This window comes from Bacillus sp. KNSH39, from assembly GCF_052656585.1.
The window spans coordinates 1,026,622-1,051,045 of record NZ_JBQXYO010000001.1 but is presented as its reverse complement, the minus strand read 5'-3'; the positions used below and the strand labels follow the sequence as shown (position 1 = coordinate 1,051,045).

Here is a 24,424-nt window from a genome sequence, read left to right as displayed (position 1 = left end):
TTCCCAGATAAAAACGCCTCTAGTTTACAGGAATGCTAGAGACGTTTCGTACATTTTAATTCTCTTTAGAGGCATCTGTTTTTGGCGCTTCACCAGTTAATCTCTTATTTTTCAAATCAAAATAAGCATCTAAAACTTCTTTTCCAATATCGGAGTTAATGCCCGATTTATCATTTTCAACCCATGGTACTACAACAGAAAATGCTACTTCTGGATCATCATATGGCGCATATCCAGCCAATGTTAAGTTATAACATTCTCTACGATCACCTTTCGCATTTCGCCCAATTTCATTTTCTCCACCATATACAGTTTGTGCGGTCCCTGTTTTACCAGCTGGTTTATATGGTGCTTTTTGGAATGCTCTTACTCCCGTTCCATCTCCCTCTTGAAATACTTTTCTAAATCCTTCTTTTACTTGATTAATATATTCTTGTTTCATATCGATTCTATTTAAAACAACGGGTTCTATTGATTGTACTACTTTACCAACCTCATCTTTTTGAACGGTTTGTTCTCTAATCTCTTGAACAATTTGTGGTTTCATTCGATACCCTCCATTTGCGATAGTCGAAATATATTGTGCAAGCTGAAGTGGTGTATACGTATCATATTGTCCAATAGAATAATCTAATAAGAAACCAGGCTGATTATCTTTTCTTCCAATTTGTCCTGCGGTTTCATTTGGTAAATCAATACCAGTTTGTACGCCTAGTCCAAATTGCCTGAAATAATACCTCATTTTATCAAAATATTCTTGTTTAATATCTAGTGAACTATTTTTCACATAACCCACGCCAGCAATTTTTAATGCTATATTAAACATATAAACGTTTGAAGAAACTTGTAACGCTCTTAGATCGTCTATATCACCAAAATTTTTCCAAGACTTCTTTTCCTTAGTTCCTTTAAATTTCATAGGTGCATCATAAAAATGTGTTCCAGGAGTTATTGCATTTGTTTCAAACCCTGTTAACACTGTCGCACCTTTAACCGTTGATCCAAGCTCATATGAACTTGTCAGCGTGCCTAAAGCATAATCTTCAACTTCCATTTTCCCGTCTTTTTCTACAAGCCTTTTCCCAGCCATTGATAATACTTGGCCATTTTTCGGATTCATCATCACTACGAAAGCACGGTCTAACATTGATTCTGATCCTTTATATTGTTTTAATATTTTTTCTATGCTCTCCTCTACTTTTTTTTGCAATTCCATATCTATTGTTAAAGTTAAATTTTTACCGCTTTTCCCTTCCGAAACCGTTTCCGTTCTAATAGTATTTCCTTGTTTATCAGCAATGCTTCTTACTTCTTTTTTTGTACCATGAAGTACATCTTCGTATTGCTGTTCGATATAACTTTTGCCGACCCTATCATTTCGGCTATAATCACGCACTAAATAATAATCTAATCGTTCACGTGGCAATCCTTCATCAGCATTTGAAACGTTACCAAGGACAGAACGGAATAATCCATCATTTACATAGATTCTCTCCCAATCAACTGATGCGTCTACTCCTGGAAGGTTCGCTAAATTTTCACTAATCACCGCATATTCCTGTTCACTAACGTCCTTTTTAATAATTTGAGGTGCCATTTGAAAACCTGAGGTCATTTTACTTTTAATAGCTAACACTTCTATATCTTTAGCCGTTAGTTCTTGAAGATTTTTATCTGTAACGCGTTTCCTTTTTAAATCTTCTATTTTTTTGTCTAGCTCTTTTCCGGTAATATCCTTATCTCGGAACTTATCTATTTCTGTTTTTGATACTAAGTCTTGAGCAAGTTCTGGATTTAATTGCATCCAAAAGTCTTTCTTATCAGTCTCAGTTAACTTATCTATATCTTCTTGTGGCATTTCAATAATATCTGCAAGTTGTCTTGCTGATTTTAATATTTCTTCTTGTTTTACACCTTTCACCTTTGTATATGTAATCGTACGTAAAGACTTATTATCAACTACTGGATTTCCTTCACGATCAAATATTTTCCCACGTGGTACAGAAAGGCCCACGGTTGCATTTTCTCTCTTCTCTACTTCATTTTTATATGTTTCTCCATCAAAAATTTGCACTTTCCCTAACTGAATAATAATGCCAGAAAATAATAAAAATACACAAAGGAATAAAATATTTAACCGGAGAGGTACTACTCTACCACTTTTCTTCTCTTGCTTTTTCACCTTGTCATAATCTCCTCCTTACAATATTTCAAATAATAATCACATTTCTATATTAAAAGTAATGTACAATTTCTATACATTGCTTTGTACAAATATTAATATAATGTTTAAAACTTAATAGAAATTAAAACAAAGGTAAAGAAAAGGTAAAGTTTACTAAATTAAATATAAAAAATACCCAATAACAAAAAGCTTAGTTTTCACTAATCGCTTTGTTATTGGGTATTAATTGATTTAAGAATTACTACTAGTGCGTATTGCTATACATTTGTCGTCACAATTAGAAAGAGATTGTTTACTTAGTACTTTCGGTAAGTAAATAGTTACTGTTGTCCCGACACCAACCTCGCTCATGATACTAATTGTCCCTTGATGACTTTCAATAATTTTATAACTTAACATTAATCCAATACCAGTCCCTTTTTCTTTCGTACTATAAAAAGGTTCACCTAATCTCTTAATTCTTTCTTCAGGTATTCCTATTCCTTCATCTATTACATGAATGATGACACCATCATCATTTATTTCTTTTATGTGAATTGAAATTCCCCCACCATTTGGCATAGCTTCGATTGAATTTTGCAAAATATTAATAAATACTTGTTTCAATTGATTTTCTGAGCATTCAATAATTATATCTTTGTCATCCGTAAATAGTTCAACTTGAATATTTGTCATAATTGCTTTTGTGTTCATCAACGATACGACATTTTTAAAAATTTGATAAATATTTTTCTTTTCTGTATTTATCTCATCTGTTTTAGCAATTGCCAGAAATTCTTGCAGGATCGCTTCTATCCTTTCAATTTCAGAGAGCATAAGATCAAAATATTTTTCTTGATCTTCTTTATTAATTTGAAATAACTGTATAAAACCTTTAATTACAGTTAAAGGATTTCTTACTTCATGAGCCACGCCAGCTGCTAATTGACCAATTGCTGCAAGCGTATCTGATTTATTTAGCAATTCTTCTGTCTTTTTTCGCTCTGTAATGTCGCGTACAATAATCATAATTTTATCATGTAATAATGGTAAGCACCTAGCCTCAAAGAAATCAATACTTCCATTAAGTGTGAGTGGATATTCTACAATTACATTCGTTCCTTTTTCCTTCACTTGATTAATGGCTTCCTGAAACTGCTGTGCTACTGACGTTGGTAATACTTCGTAAAACTTTTTTCCCATAAAAGCTTCTGCGGGTACGTAAAACTTTGTAGGAGATCCTGCCTTGTAATCTATAATTGTGCCATCATCTTCTGTTAAAAAACATAAATCTGGTAAAGCTTTAAAAATTAATTCCAGTTCAGATGTTTGTTGTTTTAACTGCTCTTCTATCGCTTTTAAATGTGTAATATCTACACCAACAGCCCAATAACTATATCCTGTTACAGGAAACTGTTCTGATATATTCGACCACATTATTGTTTTGATTTCACCATTTTTACATGTTAAGTGCATTTCCCAATCTCTGAAATTTTTTCCACAAGTTAAAAATTTCTTTTGTATTTGATGGCGATAATTATGATCAGGATACAATAATTGCAGTGCATTGGGGTTTCCAATTATTTCTTCAGCGGTATAACCTGTTACAATTTCGCATTCTCGATTCCACAAAACAAAATCTCCATTATAATCAAGCGCATCTACCATAACAGGCATGTTTTGTAAAATCGTATGTAGTTCCTCCTCTTTCTGAGAAAGCAACGTTGTATTTTTACTTTGAAATACTTTTATTGCGCTATCTAAAATTAAACTTGAGAGCATTTCAAAGTATTTTTGACAACTGAAAATTTCACTTTTTTTGGACCATACAACAAAAGAGCCTAAATGTTGATTGTATAAGAAAATGGGGATTTCAATCTTTGGAAGTTTACTCTTTTTTATCTCATTCATTCCGAATGAAAAAACACACTCTTTTTCAGCATCAAGAAGTTGATGTGATATGTTAGTTAATTTATAAAATTGTTCTGCCATGGTTTCTATTGTACTCACATCAATAAGTTCCATTAGCCGCGAATTCATTCCTTTTTCACCTCAATATGTAAAATTAATACAAATCTAAAATTCATACTTCTCCATTATACGAAGAAAGCTAGTGTAGGTATATAGCTGTAGAATAATTATTCGAACAAATTTTATTTTTCAATTAAAACAAGAAAAGAATATATATACTGAATATACCTTTAATTAGTATATATTTCGTTGATTCCTCACTTATTGTCTAGATAACTTGAATTCCTCCTTACATTCACTGAATTTTCACTCGAGAGTCATACACGTTACTAATAGCGGTATAAACATGCAATAAGTATAAAGTTCATAAAATATTCACAATTTTTATGAAAAATATAAACATTTATTCCAATATATTCTATATAATAAAATGTAATAAGGCTTCTATGAATCTCATAGAATACCTTACCCCTAATAAAAAAGAAAAAAGAATCCATTTGGATTCTTTTTTCTTTTTTAATTACATTACATATTTATATAAAGCATGTGCCACACCATGTTCTTCATTTGATAACGTTTCGTATTTACACATTGCTTTTATTTCTTCTACTGCATTCCCCATTGCAATTGATATGTTCGCTTTTTCCATCATAGAAACATCGTTTAGCCCATCACCTATCGCTACAGTGTTTTCAACCGGAATATTAAGATGTTCTGCTAAAGTATATAATCCATTCCCTTTTTGAGCATCTCGATGATTAATCTCTAAATTGTGCCAATATGAAGATGTAATTGCTAAATCTGTATTATGAAGAAATGTTTCTTTTAGTTTTTTTAATTTCTCAATTTCATAAGAAAATGGTAATAGTTTATGCACATGTATATCTGTTTCTACAATTGGTTTACAACTTTCCGCACTATGAAACGCTGTATGCTCAAGATATAATGCTGCGATTGTTTCTAACTCTTTCAAGTCGAAATTTTCTTTTGAATTCTTCACATGCTCAATTTCATTACGTACACTCTCTACTCCATAATCCGGTACATACACACCTTTATCAGTATAGAGCTGATAATATAAACCATTCTCTTCAAGATATTCTACAATTTCAAGTGCCTGCATATTTTGAATTGGATATCTCTTCATCATTTTTTTATCTTTATATATAAGAGCACCATTTTCCGCAATGATTGGACACTCTAAATCAACTTCTAACAATAATCGCTCAATGTCAACAATAGAACGTCCTGTACAAATTGCTACAACATGGCCAGCTTCTTGACATGTTCGAATTGCTTCTGCATTTTCTTTACTTATCATTTTATTCCCCGAAAGAAGAGTTCCATCTAAATCAATTGCAATTAATTTCATTATTTCTTCACCACTTTCTATAAATACACGAGTTCTAATTAATTATTAGGTATCGTTTTCATACAATCCTCGTGAGGTACTTCTTATTTATAATTTATGAAAAGCGTTTCAGGTCAAGAAATAATTAAAAATAAAATCCAAAGCTTTTCTTTTTAAAAAAGCTTTGGATTTTAAACTATGAATTATAACTAATGTATTTCGTCTCACACATGTACACATTTTTTTCTTCAGTTGGGATATATACTTTAAACTTTTCTAACCGTTTTCCATAGACATGAATCGTAATAACGCTTTCATTTTTGCTGATTTCAAGAATATGACAATCCGCTGGTGGAATTACTTTATCTGTTTCTCCTTCTCCCAAATAAAGATTTCCTGTATGTGTTAAATAAACAAGTGAATTTCCAAGTTGTTTCGTTTGTATAAAGTTCTGCACCATAATCCTTCCTGAAAAAACGCCTTCTACTCCCCATGTGCCGTCATGATCATGTAAAGGTGTAGATTGTCCATCTTTCCATACGAGAGCTAGTACTTCAAAACGTTTGAGCGGATCTTCATACAATAAATGTCGTGCATATTGAGTCAAATTGGCCTTCTGTTTATCTAACGGAAGCCATGTTTTCTTTTCTAAAAGTTCTTCTAGTAACTTTTCAATGCCACACACTATTTCTTCTTCAAATAAACCGTTTTCCATAAGATTTGTAACACCTTTAATAAACTTTTGAAATGATTTACTTCCATTACAAGTCAACATAAGAATCCTCCTCTACGTTTTATACAATTCCATATTAAGGTAATTACCGAAAACTCACAATTGAGAAACAAAAAAACAAGATGCAAATGTATGCACCTTGTTAAGATTTTTATTTGGCTTTCAATCGAATAGGTAAGTATTTTAATGTTTGTTCATTTTCCAATATACATTTTTCTAAACAGAAAGATGGAGATAGCTCTATTTTTTCAAAAGCATTTATAAAGGTAGTTAATGCAATCTCAGCTTCTAAACGTGCAAGTGGTGCTCCTAAGCAAAAGTGAGGACCTTTCCCAAAGGTTAAATGCTTTTCATTTCCTGTTCGATGTACATTAAATTGAGAGGCTTGTGAAAATTTTTTCTCATCTAAATTCGCTGCACTAACCCACGCAACAATCATCTGATTCTTTTTCATGAAAGGACCAAATATATTTGTATCCTCTGTAATTCTCCGGGCCAATGTAACAGGAAAGCGATAGCGTAATACTTCCTCAATCGCTTTTAAAATTAAGTTAGGTTCTTTTCTTAACTCTTCATAAATTCCAGGTGAATCTACTAAAAAGCAATAAAAGCTATTAATAATTAAATTTGTAGTGGTTTCATTCCCAGCCGCTAGTAAACCTAATGAAAAGGTTACAATTTCTTCATCGGTTAATCTTTCGCCTTCATATTCAGCTCGAATTAAATCAGAAATGATATCATCGGTTAAATGATATCTCTTTTCCTGAACAATCGGTAGAAGGTATGCTTTGAATTCATGTAATGCTATCCCTTTCTCGGCATCCAGATCATTAAACTTTTCTTTACTATACGGCATAAATAAAATATCAGACCATTCTTTCATTTTTTTACGATCTGTTGTTGGGACTCCTAATAAATCGGAAATAACGGTAACAGGTAAAGGTGCAGCAAACTGTTCAACGATATTAACTTCACTACATTTTTCGATATGTTGTACAAGTTCATCTGCGATAGCCTGTATTCGAGGTTTCCACTGTTCTAAACTTCTTGGAGTAAATGCCTTAGAAACAATGGAACGTACATTGCGATGTTCTGGTGGATCTGTAGAGTTTATATTTATTCTAGTTTCTAAAGGAGGGATTGAGAATTGTCTGCGCTCCCTTCTACTTGAAAATAAGCGATAATCTGATAAAACACGATTTACATCATCATATAAAAAAACATTCCATACATCCTGCTCTTCATCATAATGAACTGGGTGATTATCCCTCATCAAACGATACCATTCATATGGATTCCATAATTCTTCTTTTGTTTTCAGCTTTGAAATTTCATGAACTAAAATAACATTTTCAGGTGAAGCCATAGTTCTTTCCTCCCTTTTCTTTTACAATAAAAGTGATAGGTCGGCAGTCCAAAGTTGTATAAACTATCATATGTTATTTTAACATATACCAAAGGGGATTTTTCATTAGAGAACTTGAGAAATATATAAGGGGGATTTTTATGTACGTTGACATTTTACTACTAGCAGAATTAACGACAGGACCAAAACATGGATATGAAATTAAAAAAAATGTTCAAAATCGTTTAGGTGAAAATTTCGAATTAAATCACAACATGCTTTATCCTGCCCTTCGGCGCTTTGAAAATATGGGTGCTATAACGAAAAAAATACATAAACAAGTCGGAAAACCAAACCGAAATATGTACGATATAACAGAAACAGGAGAAGAAATTTTTTCTGAAATGTTACGAGAGTTTCCCGAAAAACTTGCGACAAACAATACAGAATTTCTTGTTCGTATTGCGCTATTTGAAAAACTTGACTATGAGGATAGAAAAGAGATTTTGACTGTACGTCAAAACGTACTATATAATCAGCTTACTGCTATTCAGTCTCTAGATGTTACCTCATCTTTTATTACTGAAGTCATTGAATTTAGTAAATCACGAATTGAACATGAATTGAGTTGGATTACATCACTTATGAAAAAAATATGAAAAAATAACAAGAAAAGTTAAAAACAATGAATGAAAATGATATTTATTATCAATACTATAATTAATAAAAGGGCAACCACGATTTGGCTACCCTTCAAACATTTACACTTCTGGATCGAAAGTTTTGCAATCTGTTTCTTCCGTTGTAGATGCATGTTTACCTTTATGACTTACTACGTAAATTGCCTCTGCACTACATTTATTACCGTTCGCCCAAAATTTACAGTTATTTACTTCACATAAAACGTCTTGTGCCATAGTATCACACCTCCTTGTTCTATTATCATTAACAACATTCGGAGGTATGATACTCTTTGTCATGCATTTTTTATTCCCTTTTTAGCTTTCTTAATGGTTCAATATCTCCTCGTACAATCACATCTATATTTTCAGTTATTTTTTCAATATCAAAATGCCACCATTGAATTTGCAATAATTCTTGAATTATTTCATTTGAAAATCTCTCTTTTATTTTATTTGCAGGGTTTCCACCAACAATTGTATATGGTGCGACGTCTCTAGTCACAACAGATTTAGCTGCAATGATTGCACCATCCCCTATTTTTATTCCGGGCATAATTGTTGTATCCATACCAATCCAAACGTCATTTCCTATAACTGTATCACCTTTATAAGGTAAATCAGACAAACTAGGTGTATACTTCTCCCACCCATTTCTAAATATATTAAATGGATATGCCGAAAATCCATCCATCCGATGATTGGCTCCGTTCATAATAAAGTTAACTCCAGATGCAATACAACAAAACTTTCCAATAATAAGGCGATCTCCAAGAAATTCATAATGATGTAATACTCGATTTTCAAATGTTTCTCCATCTTTTGCATCAAAATAAGAATAGTCACCAACAAGTATATTAGGTTTTGTTATTATATTTTTTATAAATTGAACGTTTTGATTTCCTTCAATAGGGTATTTAACATTTGGATTAGGATTCATTTTGTACGGCACTTCCTTTACCACTTATTTCACTTTCTACCGCTATTACTGGCTTTAAATTGTATATAGGTAAAATAAACAATAATCCAATTATAAAAAGTAAAGCCGTCCCTTCATACATCATACTTAATGAAAACATCTCTTTTAATGAACCAGCTATACTCATCGTTACTACCATTGAACCGGTAAAAAGCGGACTTAAAATACCATTTACACGACCTATAAAATCGGTATCGCTATTTTGAATAATAAGCGTATTAATACCAATTTGGATACAAGGAAGAGCTAAACCACTAAAAAGCTGCGCCGTAAGTGTCACCCATAAATTTGTAGAATATCCTATAATGCCAATACCAATTGCTTGACCAAGCATACCGATAATTAACATCTTTTGCGGAGCAACATTTTTCGCAAATACCATTGCTAATGCTCCGCCAACAATCATTCCCGCACCATTTACTGTTAGTAGCCACTGTAAACTCTCTTTTGATAATCCTAACTGCTCAGTCACAATAAATATACCTAATGGCTGAATTAATCCTATACCTAGTCCTGCAGCCATAAAACAAAGCCCTAGCAAAGTTAATGTTTTTTTCTTTTTGACATACTTAATACCATCCTTCATCTCCTGCAGCAGAGTGATATCTTTCTTTTCTACGTCGTTTTCAAGATCTTTCGGAAGAAATAACAATACAACTGCCGCAAGTAAAAACGAGATACCTGTTATGATGATTGAAATATAAATTCCAAAACTATGAAAGATAAATGTCCCTAGAATTGGTCCTAATACCATAAATATTGCAAATATCGTTTGATATATAGACATCGCTAATTGAATTTGTTCCGTTGATAAATGTTGTTTAAACAACTTCATTCCAGATGGTTGTGAAAACTGTGAAAGGATTGCAGAGATGAGTGTCACAAAAAACACAATTTTCCACGTTCCAAACATAAGCGTAATTAATACAGCGAATACTGAAATGGAACTTAACGTTTCACACCATATCATTGTCTTCTTTGGCTTCCACCTATCAGCAAAGGTACCGCCAATAAATGAAAAAATAAAAATTGGAGCGAATTCAGCAACTGAAATCATAGAAATAGCAAAAGCATCACCTTTTGTCATTTCCATTACATATAGTAATACCGCAAAGTTTCGAACCCATATTCCTATTTGTAAAAATAATGCTGATGCTAAAATCCCTTGTACAAACCGATTTTTTAATACTTGTGATACCCCATTGTTTTGTTTCGTTACTACATTTGTCGACATAAAAAAGCCTCCTATTTCATGTTCTGAACAGGAGGCAGCACAAATCATATAAAAAGACTATATATTCGCAGAGCGAAATACATCCCTTTTCTATAAATGTACAGACTAACCCTATTCAGAAGAATATTTCGTTTTTTAACGAAGATCTCTTACAAATAGAATTAGTTGATCATTGGGATGTCTTCACCCTTCCGTTTCGAATTTAAATAACACATACATACTCTATGTAAATCATTTTCGATGTATGCATGTCTCCTTTTAACTATTCTAGAAAGTTAAAGGTAATTCCTCTAAAGAACGCATTAAATAGTTCCCTTGCCATTTAATTTCTTCACGATTCCCTTTTATTTGTAGTTCAGGCATTCGATTAAACAAAGTAGTAATAGCAATCTTTGCTTCTAACCTCGCAAGTGGAGCGCCTAAACAGAAATGGCTACCATGACCAAAGGCAATATGACGATTATTTTCTCGAGTAATATCGAATACTTCTGGGTTTTCAAATACAGTTTCATCACGGTTTGCAGAAGCTAAGGCAATGACAACCATATCTCCTTTTTCAATTGTTCGGTCGTGAATTTGAAAAGGTTCCGCTGCCCACCTTGCAGTTGTAACCTCAACTGGAGAATAATAACGCAATCCTTCCTCAATAGCCGAATCAATTAGTTTTGGATTATCTTTTAATAACTGTAATTGATTTGGATTTTCAAGAAGTGCTAATACCGTATTTGTAATTAAATTCACTGTCGTCTCATGTCCTGCGACAATTAATAGCATTATCATTGAATATAGTTCCCGAGCGCTAAGTTTATGCCCTTCACTCTCTGCAAGTATTAAAGCACTCACCAAGTCTTCTTTTGGCTCTTTTCTTTTAATATCAACTAAATATTGAAGATATGTAATAAATTCAGATAGTTGTTTTTCAGTCTCTTTTATTTCTTCAGGTGTTTCTGGTGATGCAATAACAGCATGAGACCAAATCCTAAATTTCGCTTGATCTTCTTTTGGAATACCGAGCATCTCGCTTATTACAATAATTGGTAATGGAAATGAATAATCATCCACAAGCTTTAATGTACCTTTTCGCTCTATATCACTTATCAAATCATCTGCTATTCTCTGAATTCTTCCGTCTAATTGTGCAATCATCTTCGGTGTAAAAGCCTTTTGAACTAAAGATCGTAAACGACTGTGGTTAGGTGGATCTGAATTTAGCATATGTGTTGTTAAGTGGTCACTATTATCAACGGAAAGATACATGTTCTTTATATCTTGAGAAAACACATTTGTCCAATCTTTTTTTAAACGATTATCTTTTAAAAGTGGCAGAGCATCTTCATATCTAGTAATGAGCCATTCTTTACCGATTTCAACTTGGTTTACAAATAATATAGGTTGTTTTTTTCGCGATTCTTTATAAATTTCATACGCATCTTCTTTAAACTGAGCTGAAGCTAAATTAATGCCATCCTCTATGCTTAACCCAACTTTGTTTTTCATTGACATTGTATTCCCTCACTCTCATTTGTTTTTGAAAACCAACCAACATATGCATTATACTCTAATAAAAACGTGAAAATTGTAAATTTTTAATCAAAATCTTACTTCGTATATTGAAAAATAAAAAAGTGAGAGAGTACAATCATTTTACTCTCCCACCTCTCTTTATGCGAAGCACATAAAATTACTAATTTGTTGATAGCGATAACTTACTTTACGACGACGACCACCTTGCCAAGTGTAACCTGATACTCCGTTTCTTCTCACTTCAGTCGGAAAGAACCATAAATCCCTTCCAAAAGGTCCAGGACGATGTAAACGTAAATAGCCCCATCTTCCTAAACAGTTACACATCCATGATTTCATATTGCCTGGTTGTGCTGGAGAAGCAAATGTAGACGGTAACGATGGCGCTTGTGACGGTGGTGGTGACGTTGGAGCATCCTCCGCATCATCTGGTCTGTAATCTTCTTGTTCAATATCTCTCACTTCATTTGTAGGTTCATACCCGTAGTTTTGTGGATTATAATACATCGCTTGATCATATGGATAATTTTGTTGGTTATACATATTAACAAATCACCTTCTTTTCATTCATTACCTTTATCATTCATATGTGATATGCCCTCTCTAGGAAGCTTATGTATAGCCCAAATTCAACTTAAAAAGCTCGTATTATTAAAAATACGAGCCTTTCAAAAATAGAATGTGTTTATTATTTCCTTAACTTCACACTATAAAAACGCATTTCATCTAACGAACCTTCAAATTCAAATACTTCTTGTTTAATTAATTGTTTCAAGCGATATTCTAAGAATGTATCTCCAACCAATTGTTCAACAAGACCAAGTGCTTCACCAATTACTCTAGGAGCTTTGAGGAACTCTCGATCAGCACCCACACTTTTCGCGCATTCAATTATAAATTGATCAAAATAATCTTCTTGTACAAAATGCACTTCATTTTCTTTCCACACTCTTAAACATTCTATGCTTTCCGATAATCTATCCCACTCATGTTCAAACTTCATTCGCTTCTCTTCAGTTAAATAAGGTAACTTTATAAAACTTTTTTGGAATAGAGCTAAACTTTCAGGTGGTAATTCTCCCGTTCCACGAATATCATACTCTTGTTTTAATATTTCTCTGCTTGCTTCAGACGTATTAATAACTCGAATGTTTTTCTTATCCTTTAATTGTGCTATTACAAAACTTAGGCCTACATGTTCATGTGCATTATCAGCCTTCCAAATTGTAATAGGTGTTTCAACAGGAATAGTATGTAGTTCTTCTATAGTTGCTATAAATCTTGATAAATATTCTTCTTCAAAATAACTATCATAAGCAGTTAAGTTATTTATTAACCACTCCTGTCTTGCTAGTTGCCCCTCATTCGTATGCAACCTATATATCGGTCCAATTGAAAAAAATTCCGAAAAAGCAACAACACTCTCTTCAAATAATTCTTCTTGACTTAACATATATTTTAAGCAACCAGCCGTTGAATCATCAAAAGCAATATGTACGTGCGTACTGTCTTTTACATTCCTTTTATAAGTAGGATTACTTGTTAATTGTTTCGGAATATCCATCAAATTTTTAATTGTATCTTCACTATAGTTTTCTTCTAATAAGTTTAACTGTATGAGAATACTTTGAAGTAAATCTTTAGCCTCATCTTCGTACATATCCTCTACAGCATTTTTAATTTTATCTATCACACAAATCCCTCTATTCATTTCAAAAATAACGTAGATTATAGTGTATCATTTTAGTATAGTTCTTTAAAGTCAAATCCAGATTACTACAGCAATCTGGATTTTCAACAAAAGCTCTCCTTATATTTTTGAATTGCTAAATATTTTTACTTTGAAAATCCTTGTATCTAAATGTATAATTATATAAAAACAAAAATATAGGAGCTATATTTATGGATAAAGTACTTACAAATTATAAACATTACTTAAAAAATTGGAGATTTATATTTATTTGCATACTACCTGCTATTGCCTTATTCGTTACTTTCGATGTCATCTTTGAACTACTGTTTCATCAAAATTTCTACTTATCTAACTTAATTTCTGCTATCATATTATTTTTAATATTTATTAACGTTAAAGATAAATTTAAAATTAAAGGCTAAAAAACACTATTTCAAAATAGCCCTTTATTATTGCATCCTACTATAAAATAAGGCTCATAGTAGATTTTCATAAAAAATAAGAGCACCCTGCAATTAGCTGCTCTTATGTGATTAGAGGTTTTTTCTGAGTATTAAGTAGGACACGAAGATCTTGTCCTACTACATAATATATGCTTGTGCTTATTATTTCGTGCATGTATTAAGCACCATGTTCAGGTACTTAATATATGCACAGTCATTGCTAAAAAATCTACTCAAAATTTCACTGCACAATTTCATATTTATAAATTAAAAAACATCCTCAATGGATGTTTTTTATCTAAAGATTTTAAGCTTCCATAAACTTAGCCGGTACACCAATTTTTTCAACTACAGAAGATATATTAGTAGGATTAATCATTACATTTTCAATACATACTAATTTATTTTCTAATATCCCATTCTCTGTAGTAATAAGTTCTTCAAACCGATCTAAAGTCATTGAGAATTTATGTTCACTTCCACCATTCATACTAACTTTTACATACTTCATAGTGTCACCGCCTTTCATAATAATTTACATTTCGACAAGAAGGCGCTTACATCCTTTTTATTTACCTCTTAGATTTCTCACGTTTATATATATTTTGAGAACGGAAACTACTATTATTCACTCACAAAATTATTGCTAATAAGAAAGATAAAGATAAAAATGCACAAAGTGGAATATATAAACCGGTATCCATTCTTGCAAAGTGCGTATCTTTTTGTCGTTTAAAGATACCAAAATAGTTAAATTCACCAATTACTCTAATAGAAAAGACGATCATACAAATCCAGGAACCGACTTGAATAATAACATTAGGAACTGCAAAATGAACAATATTTGCTTGTTGCAACAAAATTATTGCTGCCATACTTAATAATAATGCAATGACCAATGTCATTCCGGCACGAGGTGTAAACGCCTTTTCCCCTGCTTTAGTTGGAATAACACTATTTGTCCCCCAATTACCTCCGAAAGCCCAATATACATGTAAAAAACTAACTAAGAATAATATACAAGCAGATATATATGTAATGATAAGCATTTTATCCTCCCCTTATTTCATTTTGGTTCCCACCTATAAAATATGCTGTTCCCCCCACATTAGCAACCTTCATTTCATTACATAAAAAAACCGTAATGATTTATCAATATTAAGATAAGTCATTACGGGGTTATTAAACCTCATTATGCATTATACCTATTTCTTCGGCGTTCCATCCTTGTTTGACCTTGAACTGCATTTTCTTTGTATGGATCTATTTGCTCTGTCATTTCATATGTTGCAACTGGTTCTTTGTACTTATACTCATGGATCTTTTCTGGCATTTTACTTTTAGATTCTTTCCCACCAAACTTAAATAGTTTCATCTTTAATTTCGGCAATCTTGGAAGTCGAATCTTAATTGATAATCTTTTGCGTTTCTTTTTTGGTCCAAGTAGATTTATATTTTCTTTATTATTATCTTTCTCTTTGCGGTGAATGAACATCGCAAGTAATCCTCCTAATACAAGTCCTCCAATTAATAGTAATATATATACATAATGGCTTGTCATTAAACTCATTATGCGTTCAAGTATGACTAACGACTGTACTTCTTTTATATCCCATAGTAAAGCGGCCCATAATGAGAATAAGCCCAAAGTAAGTCCATATGTACGAAAACGGAATAAACATGGAATTAACGCGACACATGCAGCAATTTTCGCATTTGCTATGATTGAGCTTGTTGCAATATCTTGATGCCAAATAACTAACAGTAGTGTTATAAATGGCGCATACGCTATCCAACTGCATATACGTGAATACATCTTTTTAGCAAAATAACTACCGAAACTAGTAAAAAATAAAAGCCCTCCAATATATATAGATTGTTCTAGAGGGATTTGCTTTGTAAGTCCTGCAATTGGAAAGAGGCCGCTCAGTAGCATTAAGAGCACATCTAATTTCTTCACAATTCCCCATTCCTTTCAAATTTTTTCAATTAATAAAAATCGTTTTTCCATATGAAATAGTTTTTGTATTTCTAAAAAACATATTAATCCTGTCTGCACATAAAGTAAATATGTAAACGAAAAGATACTTGACAAAGGATATCCTTATTTACATAAAAAAATGACAAATCCTGATCGATATAACGAGCAGGATTTGTTTACTAGTATTTAAAGTAGAATAATTGAATCTTTCTTTTCTACTTTTACTACATCTACATCCAATTCATCATCAAATTCTTTAAACTCTCTTGCATCTATGTCAGTAATATAACTCTTTATTACTTTTTCCATATGCATGGAATATGTAATGTGTACATTCTTTTTCGAAAGCATACTAGAATTACAGCACATGTAATGTATCATTTTAGCGATATAATCCCTTTCTACAGGTTTTACACCTAATGGTAGAATTTCAAGTATATATCGCTGAAAAATCCCACTACAATTAAGTGAATATTCACCAGTGCTATAATACATCCCTTTTTGATCTGTATATAAGCCAATGCTATCTAGAGCATCATCAGATTCTATTACACCGTAACTTGGTACATCAAAACCTGTATTTATTCTAATAATATTTAAATTTGGAACCTTTAACACCTCTGGAACAATATCAGGTAAAATATCTGTATTAATTTCTTTATTTTGTAACTCTTTTATCCAATACCTTCTCAAATTTGCATCTACAATGAAATAAACTTGTTCATTTTGTTCTTTTGCATATTGTACAATTTCCATTAATGTTTCGGAAACATATTGTTTAAAAAGAACTCCCATATCATTTCTCTTTGATGGTTGTGGTAAAAATGCATTATGTTTATTTATATTTAATAATACGTAATCAATCGTTTGCCATTCTGTATTCCCATATAATTTATATAAAATTTCTTTTCCTTTTATTTTTGAAAGAATAGGTAAGAAATCAAATTTCGATATTCGTTCAATTGATAAGTTAACGTATATACAAGGTAAATTTATCTTATTCCAACTACGCTTCAAAAATCCTTTTTGCTCTAATAAACTAAAAACACTATTTACAATTGTTTTACGAGATACACTTTGGCCTATAAATAAATTAATAAATGTTGAAATACGGTTTGCTCGTGCAAATCCCTCTCTAATGATTTGTTTTGGATCAATTTTTTCTCGTCCATCACAATTTTTCAATGCGATTAATGCTAATGTCGCATCACTGCGCTCGCCCGCGGTAGCATAGACAGCTTTCGTAACATCATCTACAAGATTTGTTTTATATTTTTGGCAATATTGCATTTTATATGGATTTTGTAACACCTTTTCAATATTGTATCTCACAATCTTTAATAACACTGGAAAATCTGTATTCAATACATAAGAATTTTCACCAACTTTAGTCAAAACAATTTGACTCTCAAGTAATGTTTGTTCTATTTCCAACACTATATCTTCAGACCAAACTTCTAATGTTAATGTCTCTAATCCTTTTGGGGCAAATAAAGGAAATAATTCATTTTTGTTATTTGTAGCTACCTTTTTACATTCTGGAAGTATTGTGAAATAAGAGAATTTACGCTGAAATTCTTTAAATAAATACTCTCTTTCCTTTACTGTTATACCCGGTTCTATTTTAGTACCTTGAACTTTATAAATTCTCTCATTGTATGGAAATAACACCCTTTTATTTTCTCCTACAATATAATCTTTCGGATATTGGAGAATATGGTCTAAATCCACCTCTCCCCCTATTTGAAAATCATCTTTTAAATTTCTAAATATCTTAATCCATTTCATGCCGGTTGTAGCTTGTTGTATTTTTAGTTTTACAAACCGTATTTTTTTATTATTTGACGCAAACTCTGAGGTAGAAATCAATATAATGCCTCGTTTCCGTCTTAAAAGTAAAGGAATATCTGGGTGATTATATTCTTGATATTAAGAATGTTTTTGTGAGCGCTTCGTATTAGTCTGTTTTAATTGATTTTAGCTAGTATTGAAGGTGACATATCAGCGATAATTTATGTTTATTTTGTATAAGTGTTAGCAAGTTTGTTTGCAAACTTGTTAGCACTTTTTTATGTTTCTTCTCTCTGTATTTGATAACTATATAAGATAAAAATTATAAAGGAAGGAATAAAAGTTCTCGAACAAATACCCTTTTCATAATGTATCTAATAAGAAAGAATTTAATATCTAAAATATCAAATGGGGGGACTGTTTTGAACGGTACTAATAACAGTAAATTATTTTTAATATTATCTGCTCATCGTTCTGGATCTAGTGCAGCGGCTGGAGTATTACACACTTTAGGAATACATATGGGAGATTATTTATTAAAACCTTCTGCTACCAATCCCAAAGGTTATTTTGAAAATATTCATTTTATAAATCTAAATGACCAAATTCTAAATTCAGTTAATACTACATGGGATAATCCACCCATAAGAGAAAATACAAAATACCCCATTGAATTATTACAAGATATAATCTCCTTTATAAACACACAAACTAAACCAGTATGGGGCTTAAAGGACCCTAGAATTTGCTTAACGTTTGATATATGGAAAACCCCTTTAGAATGTTTAGCAGACGTTACTTATATATTTAGTTGGCGTCCACTACAAGAGTCCGTACTTTCTCTTATTCATAGGGATAAAATTCCTAAACAGAGAGCCTTTGATATTTTAAATCAGTACCATAAAAACCTTATATTTTATAGACAACAACTTGAGTATGAAAATAAAGATATTATAGATATTCACTTCCATGAATTACTAGAAAATCCAGAAAAATTTGTAAAAAGGATTAATATTAGAATGGATAGAAAGGCAAATTATAATATTGATAAAGTTATAAGTTTTTTAGATGGAAAATTGAAGCATTACTGAAGTGATAGCTTTAAAGTCTATTCATATAAAAATACTTTTTTATATCATAATTAGCTTTAATCCACTAATACAAATAATAACAGCTAAAATTACTTGAAGTGGTTTTACAGAAATTTTAGTGGATAACCTACTACCAAGTATGACTCCTGGCATAGAACCTATGAGTAACTGAATTAATAAGATATAATCTACGTTTCCTAAATTTATGTTTATTATGCTTGCAACAGTAACTAATAAAAAAGCATGTGTAATGTCTGTTCCTACTAATTCAGGTGACTTCAGTTTATATAAAAATATCATTGCAATAGCAAATAAAGAACCTGAACCAACCGAAGTGAGTCCAACGATAAAACCGAATATTATGCCAATAAAAATCGTTAGACTCTTTTTTTGTTCTATAGTACGTTTTTGAAAAAAATTCTGTGAAGCTTCATTATAGAATAAGTTTTTTATAATAATAGAGATTGCAGCAAGAATTAAAACATATCCTAACATATATTTTATAATTCCTTCGCGATTTTGGTGAAGAATTGGTAAAAAATGAAGAAGTATTATTGCAATAACTGCACTTGGTACACTTCCCATAGCTAAATATTTTACTAATCTAAAATTGATGGTTTTTTGTTTCCAGTGCTGGGATATTCCAAACATTTTAGTAATAGAATTATATACTAAATCTGTCCCAACAGCTACAGAAGGACTTATACCTAATACGAGAAGAAACGGAGTTAATAATGCAGCCCCTCCTATCCCTGTTGCTCCAACTAATCCCCCTATGATTAACCCCATCATTATAATAAAAATACTCATTATATTCCCCCTTCCATACTGATGGCTTTTAATAATGGTTTTTATTTTTAAAGAGACTTTATATAGCTGGATTTAGGTATGTTAGTTAAAAATTTATTTCATTCTTCTTATATCCGTATGCTTCAAAATCGTCAGTAAATATTTCTGAAACAAGTTTTATAGCTTCTTCATCATAAAAACTTTGATATGTTGGTAAGGAAGGGAATTGAGGATTTGTAATATCTTCATTTGCATAGTTTCCCTTATGAATCATTTGATGTGCCCTATGATGTGTGGAGTTTGTAAGGAGTGATATATCAGAAGAAAGTAATCCATATTTTTTCTCTAACTTCGGAATTATTGTATTAAAATTTTCTAGCTTTATATTTTGTTTGATGATCTTTTCTTCCCCGTCAATATATTGTTGAGAGAAATGTTGATCTATTTGACTCGATTTAGGTCCTATTGCCTTTACATAGTATAAAAATTGCTTGAACGAGATTCCTTTTTGGATATTTTTATCATTATAAAAATAATCCCTAATTCCCTCCCACTGTTTCGAAGCATAAGGATTATCATAAAGTATCAGAAATGAGCTTACAGCTCTTTTATAAGGATTTCTTACAAGCTTTATGGTATCTTTTTTTAACTCCAAGAGTTCTATTTCTAAATCTACGTAATAATCAATTTTATTTTTGTATATATCAGATTCATAGTAGTGAATAAATGGTGCATATTTCATCGCTTTGTCATATAACCCAATTTGGAAGAAAAACCAGTTTGCAAGGGAAGTACAGCCACTTCTGTGGCTCCAAAATAAAATTATAGGAAAATCCTTATGAAAATGCGGAATACGTTCACCATATTCAATTAACGCTTTAATGTCTTCATTCATCAACAGAGCCCTCCTTTACCTTCATTATTCATAATATTCCTTGCCACTATAACAATAAAATGTTCCCCACTCATACCAGTTTATTTTTATATCACTGTAAAGGTACTTAATTTTATTGATATTAAGACTATTTTTATGAGCATTTCGTATAAGTGTAATTTAGCTGATTAAAGCTATTTTCAAAGACGACATATCAGCGATAAATTATGTCTATTCTGTATAGGTGTTAGCACTTTTTTAAAACATAAACCAGATGAGATTCATACCATTTAGTAACAATGTAAAATTGAATTTATCAAGGATAAACCATTTAACAATTAGTTTGCAGCACTGAATGATTTACAAAAGAATACCCATCGATACACTACGAATAAAAATAATCAGCTAATCGAGGGAATATAATTATTTTTATTTAATTCGCACTTGTACTTCTTGTTCTTGTATTACTTGAATGATTAACTCCAATACAATATTTTGTATTAACTGATGCTCATTATCATGAAGTGTACTTTGTTCTGATATGTATTGAATACATTGATATATATACCCTTCTACCAATAAGCTCCCTTTTTCAACTGTAAGTGTATTTTGCCCATTCTTTTTTACCTTTGGTATTAAAAATTCGTTTTTTGTCAAAATAATCTCCTGTTCAACCTCTTTTATTCCTATGACTTTTTCTTTAAATACAACCTTTTCTCGTAAACTAATTTCACCTTTATATCTTCCTATTTCTATTGGTAGTTTCGCTGTAATAAAATTATTTACGTCTTCCCCATTTTCACTCTCTAATATTATACTGTGAATAGGAATCCATGAAGATGCCTCTACCTTATTCTCTTCTTTATTCCCTTTATTTTTTTTGTTATATAATTCAAAATGAACTCTCTTCTCATGAAGATTTAAAGAAACTAACTTACAATAACTATCCGAATGATATTGTTGCACTGTATTTAATAACTTACAATCTAATTCACGCCCTTCTACACCTTTTTCATTCCTAAATACAAATGCTTCTTGATTTTTTACATTTATTTTTGGAAATATTTTAAAACTAGTTACTTCTGAAAAAATAGAAAATGGAGTTTTGACCACCAGTGAGCGTATTAAAGGCCCTATTTGTGATCCAGACGCTTGACCTTCTTCCTTTAATTCAGGTGGTACTTCTTCTTTTTCACCTCTTTTTTCGTGTAAATTATCTTGTATATTCAGGTTTTTATACTTGTAAATTTCATCCCATATTCCCTTACCAATCCATGGATTTTTCATCACCATCCCCCCGTCTGATGAAATTCAAAAAATTTGTTTTTTATATGTGACCATTTCATCATTATATATGTTGTATAAAAATAAAAAGAAATTGTCTTTGTTAAAAAGACAATTTCTTTTTATTTTTATAGTGCTACTTGTACTTGTTGTACTTGTAAAACTTTTAAAGTAAGATCTAGTACAATTTTTTCACGAAGCGTATCAAATGGTTCGTTTAGCTCTGTAGAACAAGGTGAAAAGTCTAATTCAAAAAATTGAGCGCTTACTAATTCACAATATGGTTGTTCGTTATAAAAAACTGCATTTTCAAAGAAATATTTATCTAGACGTGGTAAATCACCGTTTTTAGGATTTATAAAATGAGAAGTAGTGTCCGAAGAAGAAGCTACTAAAGCTAATGATAGAAAATCACCTTCTGTCAGATCTGCAAAACCAGAAAATGGAACATTTGCAATACGATCATATAGAACTCCATTACACTCGTTATTTGCATATTCAATATTTTTACGAATATAGCCTTGTACAAATAATTTTGCTCTTGTAACTCGTCGGTAAGGTGTACCTGGTACTGGTACAAATGCTACAGGCACTAACTTACATTGTGTTAAAAATACGTTTTTTAATATGCGTTTAATTTCAACTGCTGGAGGCTCTAATGAAATATCGGACTCTACAACAATTTGAAGCGTTCTTTCAGCTAATACAACTGGAATCTTTACAATGGGTGCTCCTGGAGTAACAATTGGTGTTGCAGTCTCATCACTTAATGGTGTTTGGGTTTGCCCTGCTACCTGACATGGTACATTAATTGGACATTGTTCGCTCATATTTTATGCTCCTCTTTTTATAAGATTTTAGAGTTTATAAAATTTTCAAACTCATAATACCTGTATATGTCTTTCTTCTATTAATGTTCGGGTTCTATAGTAGTCTCTTTAATCATTATCATTAAGTTGGTATAATCTAATCATTTTTATTGAAAATTCAGAAAATTAATATTTTTAGATAGATACTAGATTATAGTAATTAAAAAGCTGACTAATTATTTTCAGCTTTTTAATTACTTTACATACACATAAGCTTCATTTGCTGTTACATAGTATGTTTTACTTTTCAAACTTCACATATTCACCAGAAATCCATTGATCGCCGCCAACATTATACCAACCGTCACTATATCCCCACGCTTGATATTTCTCACCTTGGTACACATTTTTCACGACGCCATAGTTAGTTCCTGGACCAGTACGAACGCGTAACACATCAGCAGTAATAATTACTACACCGATGCCATCATTTGAAGATTTAGAAGGTGCTGGTGCATTTTCTCCTGTATAACGAATGTATGATGAATCATTATATACCCACTGATCGCCACCCAAATTTAACCACCCATTTGACTCACCCCATACTTGGTAGCATTCCCCTTTACCTAACTTACGAATAACTGCATATCCAGTTCCAGGTCCTTTTCGTAAATTCACATTATCGCCATTAATATAAGCAACATTTGTACCATCAGTTGAAGGTGGAGTAGGTTTTTGCATTACCGGATTATTACTTCCGTTATATGCATTTTGGACTCTTTCAAAAAAACTATTCCAACGTCCTTCCGCTAGCATACGATGAGGACAATACTTTCCACTCCATGATTGGTGTGTGCGAACTTTACTAATTGGAATATTGTACTGTTTCATGAGTTGAGCTACAACGATAGCTGCATTATCTTCTGCTTTATAATATCGATCTCCACCACTTAAAGAGTAACAGATTTCAACTCCAATAGACTTACGATTTCCGTTACCACCACCATCACCGCAATGCCAAGCATTACGCTCTAAAGGAATTCCTTGTACAGCTTCTTTATCGTCTACCGCAATATGAAACGATACTTGGTTATCGTTACGAATCATATAAGATACTTCATTTTCTGCTGTAGCATCATTATACGTATTATGAACTGTGATAAATTCTGGATTCATTGTATACGGACACTTTGTACCATATTTACTTGGATCAACTAATTTTTTTCTGATTTCCATTATTGAACATCTCCCTTTTTCTCTTCTTGTTTTTGTTTACTACCTAAAATTTCAACTGCATTTGTTAAAGCTTGCGGCAACGGAATACCCATTCGACCAGCATTTTCTAAAAGTGAAAGTAATTCATTACCCATGAAGAAGAAAATTGTTGCTTCTCGAATAGCACTATTGCTTCCAAGTGCCACATCTAGCTGGGTCGCCACTCCAACCAAAAGAAAAAGCACCACCTTTTTGGCGATGCCTTTGAAACCAACTTTACTTTTTAGCTCTCCGTTGTATCCTGCTGCGACTACTCCTGTGATATAGTCGATAGCTACCATGATTACTAGAACTTTCAATGTTGCATCCCATCCTCCCAAGAAATACCCACAGAAGCCACCAAAAGTGGCAATAAAGGTTTTTAATAATACATCAATACGATCCATCTTTTCCTCTCCTTTTTTAGATAATAA

Annotated in this window: 24 protein-coding genes; 3 read left to right on the top strand and 21 right to left on the bottom strand. The window is 31.8% G+C overall.

Annotated elements, in window-relative coordinates; genetic code table 11:
• Positions 1–55: 55 nt before the first annotated feature.
• The 5 genes from ACUL40_RS05215 to ACUL40_RS05195 all read right to left on the bottom strand — a co-directional run bounded on the left by ACUL40_RS05215 (position 56) and on the right by ACUL40_RS05195 (position 7,585).
• Positions 56–2,182 carry a peptidoglycan D,D-transpeptidase FtsI family protein gene (locus ACUL40_RS05215; RefSeq protein WP_000743775.1) on the bottom strand — a complete coding sequence of 709 codons (2,127 nt, stop codon included), beginning with the start codon at positions 2,180–2,182 and terminating at the stop codon, positions 56–58.
• A 234-nt stretch (positions 2,183–2,416) separates the two neighbouring features.
• Complete coding sequence (locus ACUL40_RS05210; RefSeq protein WP_134208820.1) at positions 2,417–4,204, bottom strand: PAS domain-containing sensor histidine kinase; 1,788 nt, start codon at positions 4,202–4,204, stop codon at positions 2,417–2,419.
• 451 nt (positions 4,205–4,655) lie between these two features.
• A complete protein-coding gene (locus ACUL40_RS05205; RefSeq protein WP_000766385.1) occupies positions 4,656–5,507 on the bottom strand; it encodes a Cof-type HAD-IIB family hydrolase in 852 nt (283 codons plus the stop codon).
• 175 nt (positions 5,508–5,682) lie between these two features.
• The gene (locus ACUL40_RS05200; protein ID WP_060852100.1) at positions 5,683–6,261 is read right to left on the bottom strand and encodes a cysteine dioxygenase family protein; all 579 of its coding nucleotides are present in this window, start codon (positions 6,259–6,261) and stop codon (positions 5,683–5,685) included.
• Positions 6,262–6,370: 109 nt separating this feature from the next.
• On the bottom strand, positions 6,371–7,585 hold the full coding sequence (locus tag ACUL40_RS05195; RefSeq protein WP_000168020.1) for a cytochrome P450: 1,215 nt from the start codon (positions 7,583–7,585) through the stop codon (positions 6,371–6,373).
• Between the two features lie 140 nt (positions 7,586–7,725).
• Between ACUL40_RS05195 and ACUL40_RS05190 the strand changes: the two genes are divergently transcribed.
• Entirely contained in the window at positions 7,726–8,223 is a 498-nt protein-coding gene (locus tag ACUL40_RS05190; RefSeq protein WP_000289127.1) for a PadR family transcriptional regulator, read from the top strand.
• 102 nt (positions 8,224–8,325) lie between these two features.
• Here the strand turns inward: ACUL40_RS05190 and ACUL40_RS05185 are convergent, their stop codons facing one another.
• From ACUL40_RS05185 to ACUL40_RS05160, 6 genes are all read right to left on the bottom strand, one after another.
• On the bottom strand, positions 8,326–8,481 hold the full coding sequence (locus tag ACUL40_RS05185; RefSeq protein ID WP_000046095.1) for a DUF1540 domain-containing protein: 156 nt from the start codon (positions 8,479–8,481) through the stop codon (positions 8,326–8,328).
• A 70-nt stretch (positions 8,482–8,551) separates the two neighbouring features.
• Positions 8,552–9,184, bottom strand: coding sequence for a Vat family streptogramin A O-acetyltransferase (locus ACUL40_RS05180; protein WP_060852101.1), 633 nt, complete (start codon positions 9,182–9,184; stop codon positions 8,552–8,554).
• Positions 9,174–10,457 (bottom strand): MFS transporter, encoded by a 1,284-nt coding sequence (locus ACUL40_RS05175; RefSeq protein ID WP_000106401.1) that lies wholly within the window; start codon positions 10,455–10,457, stop codon positions 9,174–9,176. Before ACUL40_RS05175 ends, ACUL40_RS05180 begins: the two co-directional genes overlap by 11 nt.
• Before the next feature lie 267 nt (positions 10,458–10,724).
• Positions 10,725–11,960: a cytochrome P450 family protein gene (locus tag ACUL40_RS05170; RefSeq protein ID WP_000062122.1), complete on the bottom strand. Its 1,236-nt coding sequence runs from the start codon at positions 11,958–11,960 to the stop codon at positions 10,725–10,727.
• A gap of 159 nt (positions 11,961–12,119) precedes the next feature.
• Complete coding sequence (locus ACUL40_RS05165; protein WP_000282687.1) at positions 12,120–12,524, bottom strand: hypothetical protein; 405 nt, start codon at positions 12,522–12,524, stop codon at positions 12,120–12,122.
• A gap of 145 nt (positions 12,525–12,669) precedes the next feature.
• Positions 12,670–13,674 carry a DUF1835 domain-containing protein gene (locus ACUL40_RS05160; RefSeq protein WP_000565681.1) on the bottom strand — a complete coding sequence of 335 codons (1,005 nt, stop codon included), beginning with the start codon at positions 13,672–13,674 and terminating at the stop codon, positions 12,670–12,672.
• Between the two features lie 209 nt (positions 13,675–13,883).
• Between ACUL40_RS05160 and ACUL40_RS05155 the strand changes: the two genes are divergently transcribed.
• Complete coding sequence (locus ACUL40_RS05155) at positions 13,884–14,096, top strand: hypothetical protein (RefSeq protein ID WP_000362067.1); 213 nt, start codon at positions 13,884–13,886, stop codon at positions 14,094–14,096.
• Positions 14,097–14,424: 328 nt separating this feature from the next.
• Here ACUL40_RS05155 and ACUL40_RS05150 read toward each other — a convergent pair whose 3' ends face one another.
• From ACUL40_RS05150 to ACUL40_RS05135, 4 genes are all read right to left on the bottom strand, one after another.
• Complete coding sequence (locus ACUL40_RS05150) at positions 14,425–14,628, bottom strand: hypothetical protein (protein ID WP_000878369.1); 204 nt, start codon at positions 14,626–14,628, stop codon at positions 14,425–14,427.
• A gap of 121 nt (positions 14,629–14,749) precedes the next feature.
• The gene (locus tag ACUL40_RS05145; protein ID WP_000905568.1) at positions 14,750–15,166 is read right to left on the bottom strand and encodes a DUF3995 domain-containing protein; all 417 of its coding nucleotides are present in this window, start codon (positions 15,164–15,166) and stop codon (positions 14,750–14,752) included.
• Positions 15,167–15,309: 143 nt separating this feature from the next.
• Entirely contained in the window at positions 15,310–16,077 is a 768-nt protein-coding gene (locus ACUL40_RS05140; protein WP_445422857.1) for a DUF3959 family protein, read from the bottom strand.
• Between the two features lie 207 nt (positions 16,078–16,284).
• Positions 16,285–17,967 carry an RNaseH domain-containing protein gene (locus ACUL40_RS05135; protein WP_142244345.1) on the bottom strand — a complete coding sequence of 561 codons (1,683 nt, stop codon included), beginning with the start codon at positions 17,965–17,967 and terminating at the stop codon, positions 16,285–16,287.
• 290 nt (positions 17,968–18,257) lie between these two features.
• Between ACUL40_RS05135 and ACUL40_RS05130 the strand changes: the two genes are divergently transcribed.
• Complete coding sequence (locus ACUL40_RS05130) at positions 18,258–18,980, top strand: sulfotransferase family protein (RefSeq protein ID WP_044128302.1); 723 nt, start codon at positions 18,258–18,260, stop codon at positions 18,978–18,980.
• 39 nt (positions 18,981–19,019) lie between these two features.
• Here ACUL40_RS05130 and ACUL40_RS05125 read toward each other — a convergent pair whose 3' ends face one another.
• The 6 genes from ACUL40_RS05125 to ACUL40_RS05100 form a co-directional block, all read right to left on the bottom strand.
• On the bottom strand, positions 19,020–19,790 hold the full coding sequence (locus ACUL40_RS05125) for a sulfite exporter TauE/SafE family protein (protein WP_000021617.1): 771 nt from the start codon (positions 19,788–19,790) through the stop codon (positions 19,020–19,022).
• Between the two features lie 85 nt (positions 19,791–19,875).
• The gene (locus ACUL40_RS05120) at positions 19,876–20,664 is read right to left on the bottom strand and encodes a sulfotransferase family 2 domain-containing protein (RefSeq protein WP_001001285.1); all 789 of its coding nucleotides are present in this window, start codon (positions 20,662–20,664) and stop codon (positions 19,876–19,878) included.
• Between the two features lie 408 nt (positions 20,665–21,072).
• Positions 21,073–21,930: a BC_2427 family protein gene (locus tag ACUL40_RS05115; RefSeq protein ID WP_000795507.1), complete on the bottom strand. Its 858-nt coding sequence runs from the start codon at positions 21,928–21,930 to the stop codon at positions 21,073–21,075.
• Positions 21,931–22,055: 125 nt separating this feature from the next.
• Positions 22,056–22,757: a CsxC family protein gene (locus ACUL40_RS05110; RefSeq protein ID WP_001294984.1), complete on the bottom strand. Its 702-nt coding sequence runs from the start codon at positions 22,755–22,757 to the stop codon at positions 22,056–22,058.
• Positions 22,758–23,036: 279 nt separating this feature from the next.
• Complete coding sequence (locus tag ACUL40_RS05105; protein WP_000405785.1) at positions 23,037–23,972, bottom strand: N-acetylmuramoyl-L-alanine amidase; 936 nt, start codon at positions 23,970–23,972, stop codon at positions 23,037–23,039.
• Complete coding sequence (locus ACUL40_RS05100) at positions 23,972–24,397, bottom strand: phage holin family protein (protein WP_000373893.1); 426 nt, start codon at positions 24,395–24,397, stop codon at positions 23,972–23,974. The genes ACUL40_RS05105 and ACUL40_RS05100 overlap by 1 nt, the downstream gene beginning before the upstream one ends.
• Positions 24,398–24,424: the final 27 nt, after the last annotated feature.

What these genes read in the sequence shown, in the direction of transcription:
- ACUL40_RS05130 (WP_044128302.1), top strand. Translation starts at nt 18,258, where the DNA reads ATGTATCTAATAAGAAAGAATTTAATATCTAAAATATCAAATGGGGGG.
- ACUL40_RS05180 (WP_060852101.1), bottom strand. Translation starts at nt 9,184, where the DNA reads ATGAATCCTAATCCAAATGTTAAATACCCTATTGAAGGAAATCAAAAC.
- ACUL40_RS05105 (WP_000405785.1), bottom strand. Translation starts at nt 23,972, where the DNA reads ATGGAAATCAGAAAAAAATTAGTTGATCCAAGTAAATATGGTACAAAG.
- ACUL40_RS05115 (WP_000795507.1), bottom strand. Translation starts at nt 21,930, where the DNA reads ATGAAAAATCCATGGATTGGTAAGGGAATATGGGATGAAATTTACAAG.
- ACUL40_RS05210 (WP_134208820.1), bottom strand. Translation starts at nt 4,204, where the DNA reads ATGAATTCGCGGCTAATGGAACTTATTGATGTGAGTACAATAGAAACC.
- ACUL40_RS05205 (WP_000766385.1), bottom strand. Translation starts at nt 5,507, where the DNA reads ATGAAATTAATTGCAATTGATTTAGATGGAACTCTTCTTTCGGGGAAT.
- ACUL40_RS05100 (WP_000373893.1), bottom strand. Translation starts at nt 24,397, where the DNA reads ATGGATCGTATTGATGTATTATTAAAAACCTTTATTGCCACTTTTGGT.
- ACUL40_RS05110 (WP_001294984.1), bottom strand. Translation starts at nt 22,757, where the DNA reads ATGAGCGAACAATGTCCAATTAATGTACCATGTCAGGTAGCAGGGCAA.
- ACUL40_RS05185 (WP_000046095.1), bottom strand. Translation starts at nt 8,481, where the DNA reads ATGGCACAAGACGTTTTATGTGAAGTAAATAACTGTAAATTTTGGGCG.
- ACUL40_RS05155 (WP_000362067.1), top strand. Translation starts at nt 13,884, where the DNA reads ATGGATAAAGTACTTACAAATTATAAACATTACTTAAAAAATTGGAGA.
- ACUL40_RS05175 (WP_000106401.1), bottom strand. Translation starts at nt 10,457, where the DNA reads ATGTCGACAAATGTAGTAACGAAACAAAACAATGGGGTATCACAAGTA.
- ACUL40_RS05125 (WP_000021617.1), bottom strand. Translation starts at nt 19,790, where the DNA reads ATGAGTATTTTTATTATAATGATGGGGTTAATCATAGGGGGATTAGTT.
- ACUL40_RS05150 (WP_000878369.1), bottom strand. Translation starts at nt 14,628, where the DNA reads ATGAAGTATGTAAAAGTTAGTATGAATGGTGGAAGTGAACATAAATTC.
- ACUL40_RS05195 (WP_000168020.1), bottom strand. Translation starts at nt 7,585, where the DNA reads ATGGCTTCACCTGAAAATGTTATTTTAGTTCATGAAATTTCAAAGCTG.
- ACUL40_RS05165 (WP_000282687.1), bottom strand. Translation starts at nt 12,524, where the DNA reads ATGTATAACCAACAAAATTATCCATATGATCAAGCGATGTATTATAAT.
- ACUL40_RS05145 (WP_000905568.1), bottom strand. Translation starts at nt 15,166, where the DNA reads ATGCTTATCATTACATATATATCTGCTTGTATATTATTCTTAGTTAGT.
- ACUL40_RS05200 (WP_060852100.1), bottom strand. Translation starts at nt 6,261, where the DNA reads ATGTTGACTTGTAATGGAAGTAAATCATTTCAAAAGTTTATTAAAGGT.
- ACUL40_RS05190 (WP_000289127.1), top strand. Translation starts at nt 7,726, where the DNA reads ATGTACGTTGACATTTTACTACTAGCAGAATTAACGACAGGACCAAAA.
- ACUL40_RS05120 (WP_001001285.1), bottom strand. Translation starts at nt 20,664, where the DNA reads ATGAATGAAGACATTAAAGCGTTAATTGAATATGGTGAACGTATTCCG.
- ACUL40_RS05170 (WP_000062122.1), bottom strand. Translation starts at nt 11,960, where the DNA reads ATGTCAATGAAAAACAAAGTTGGGTTAAGCATAGAGGATGGCATTAAT.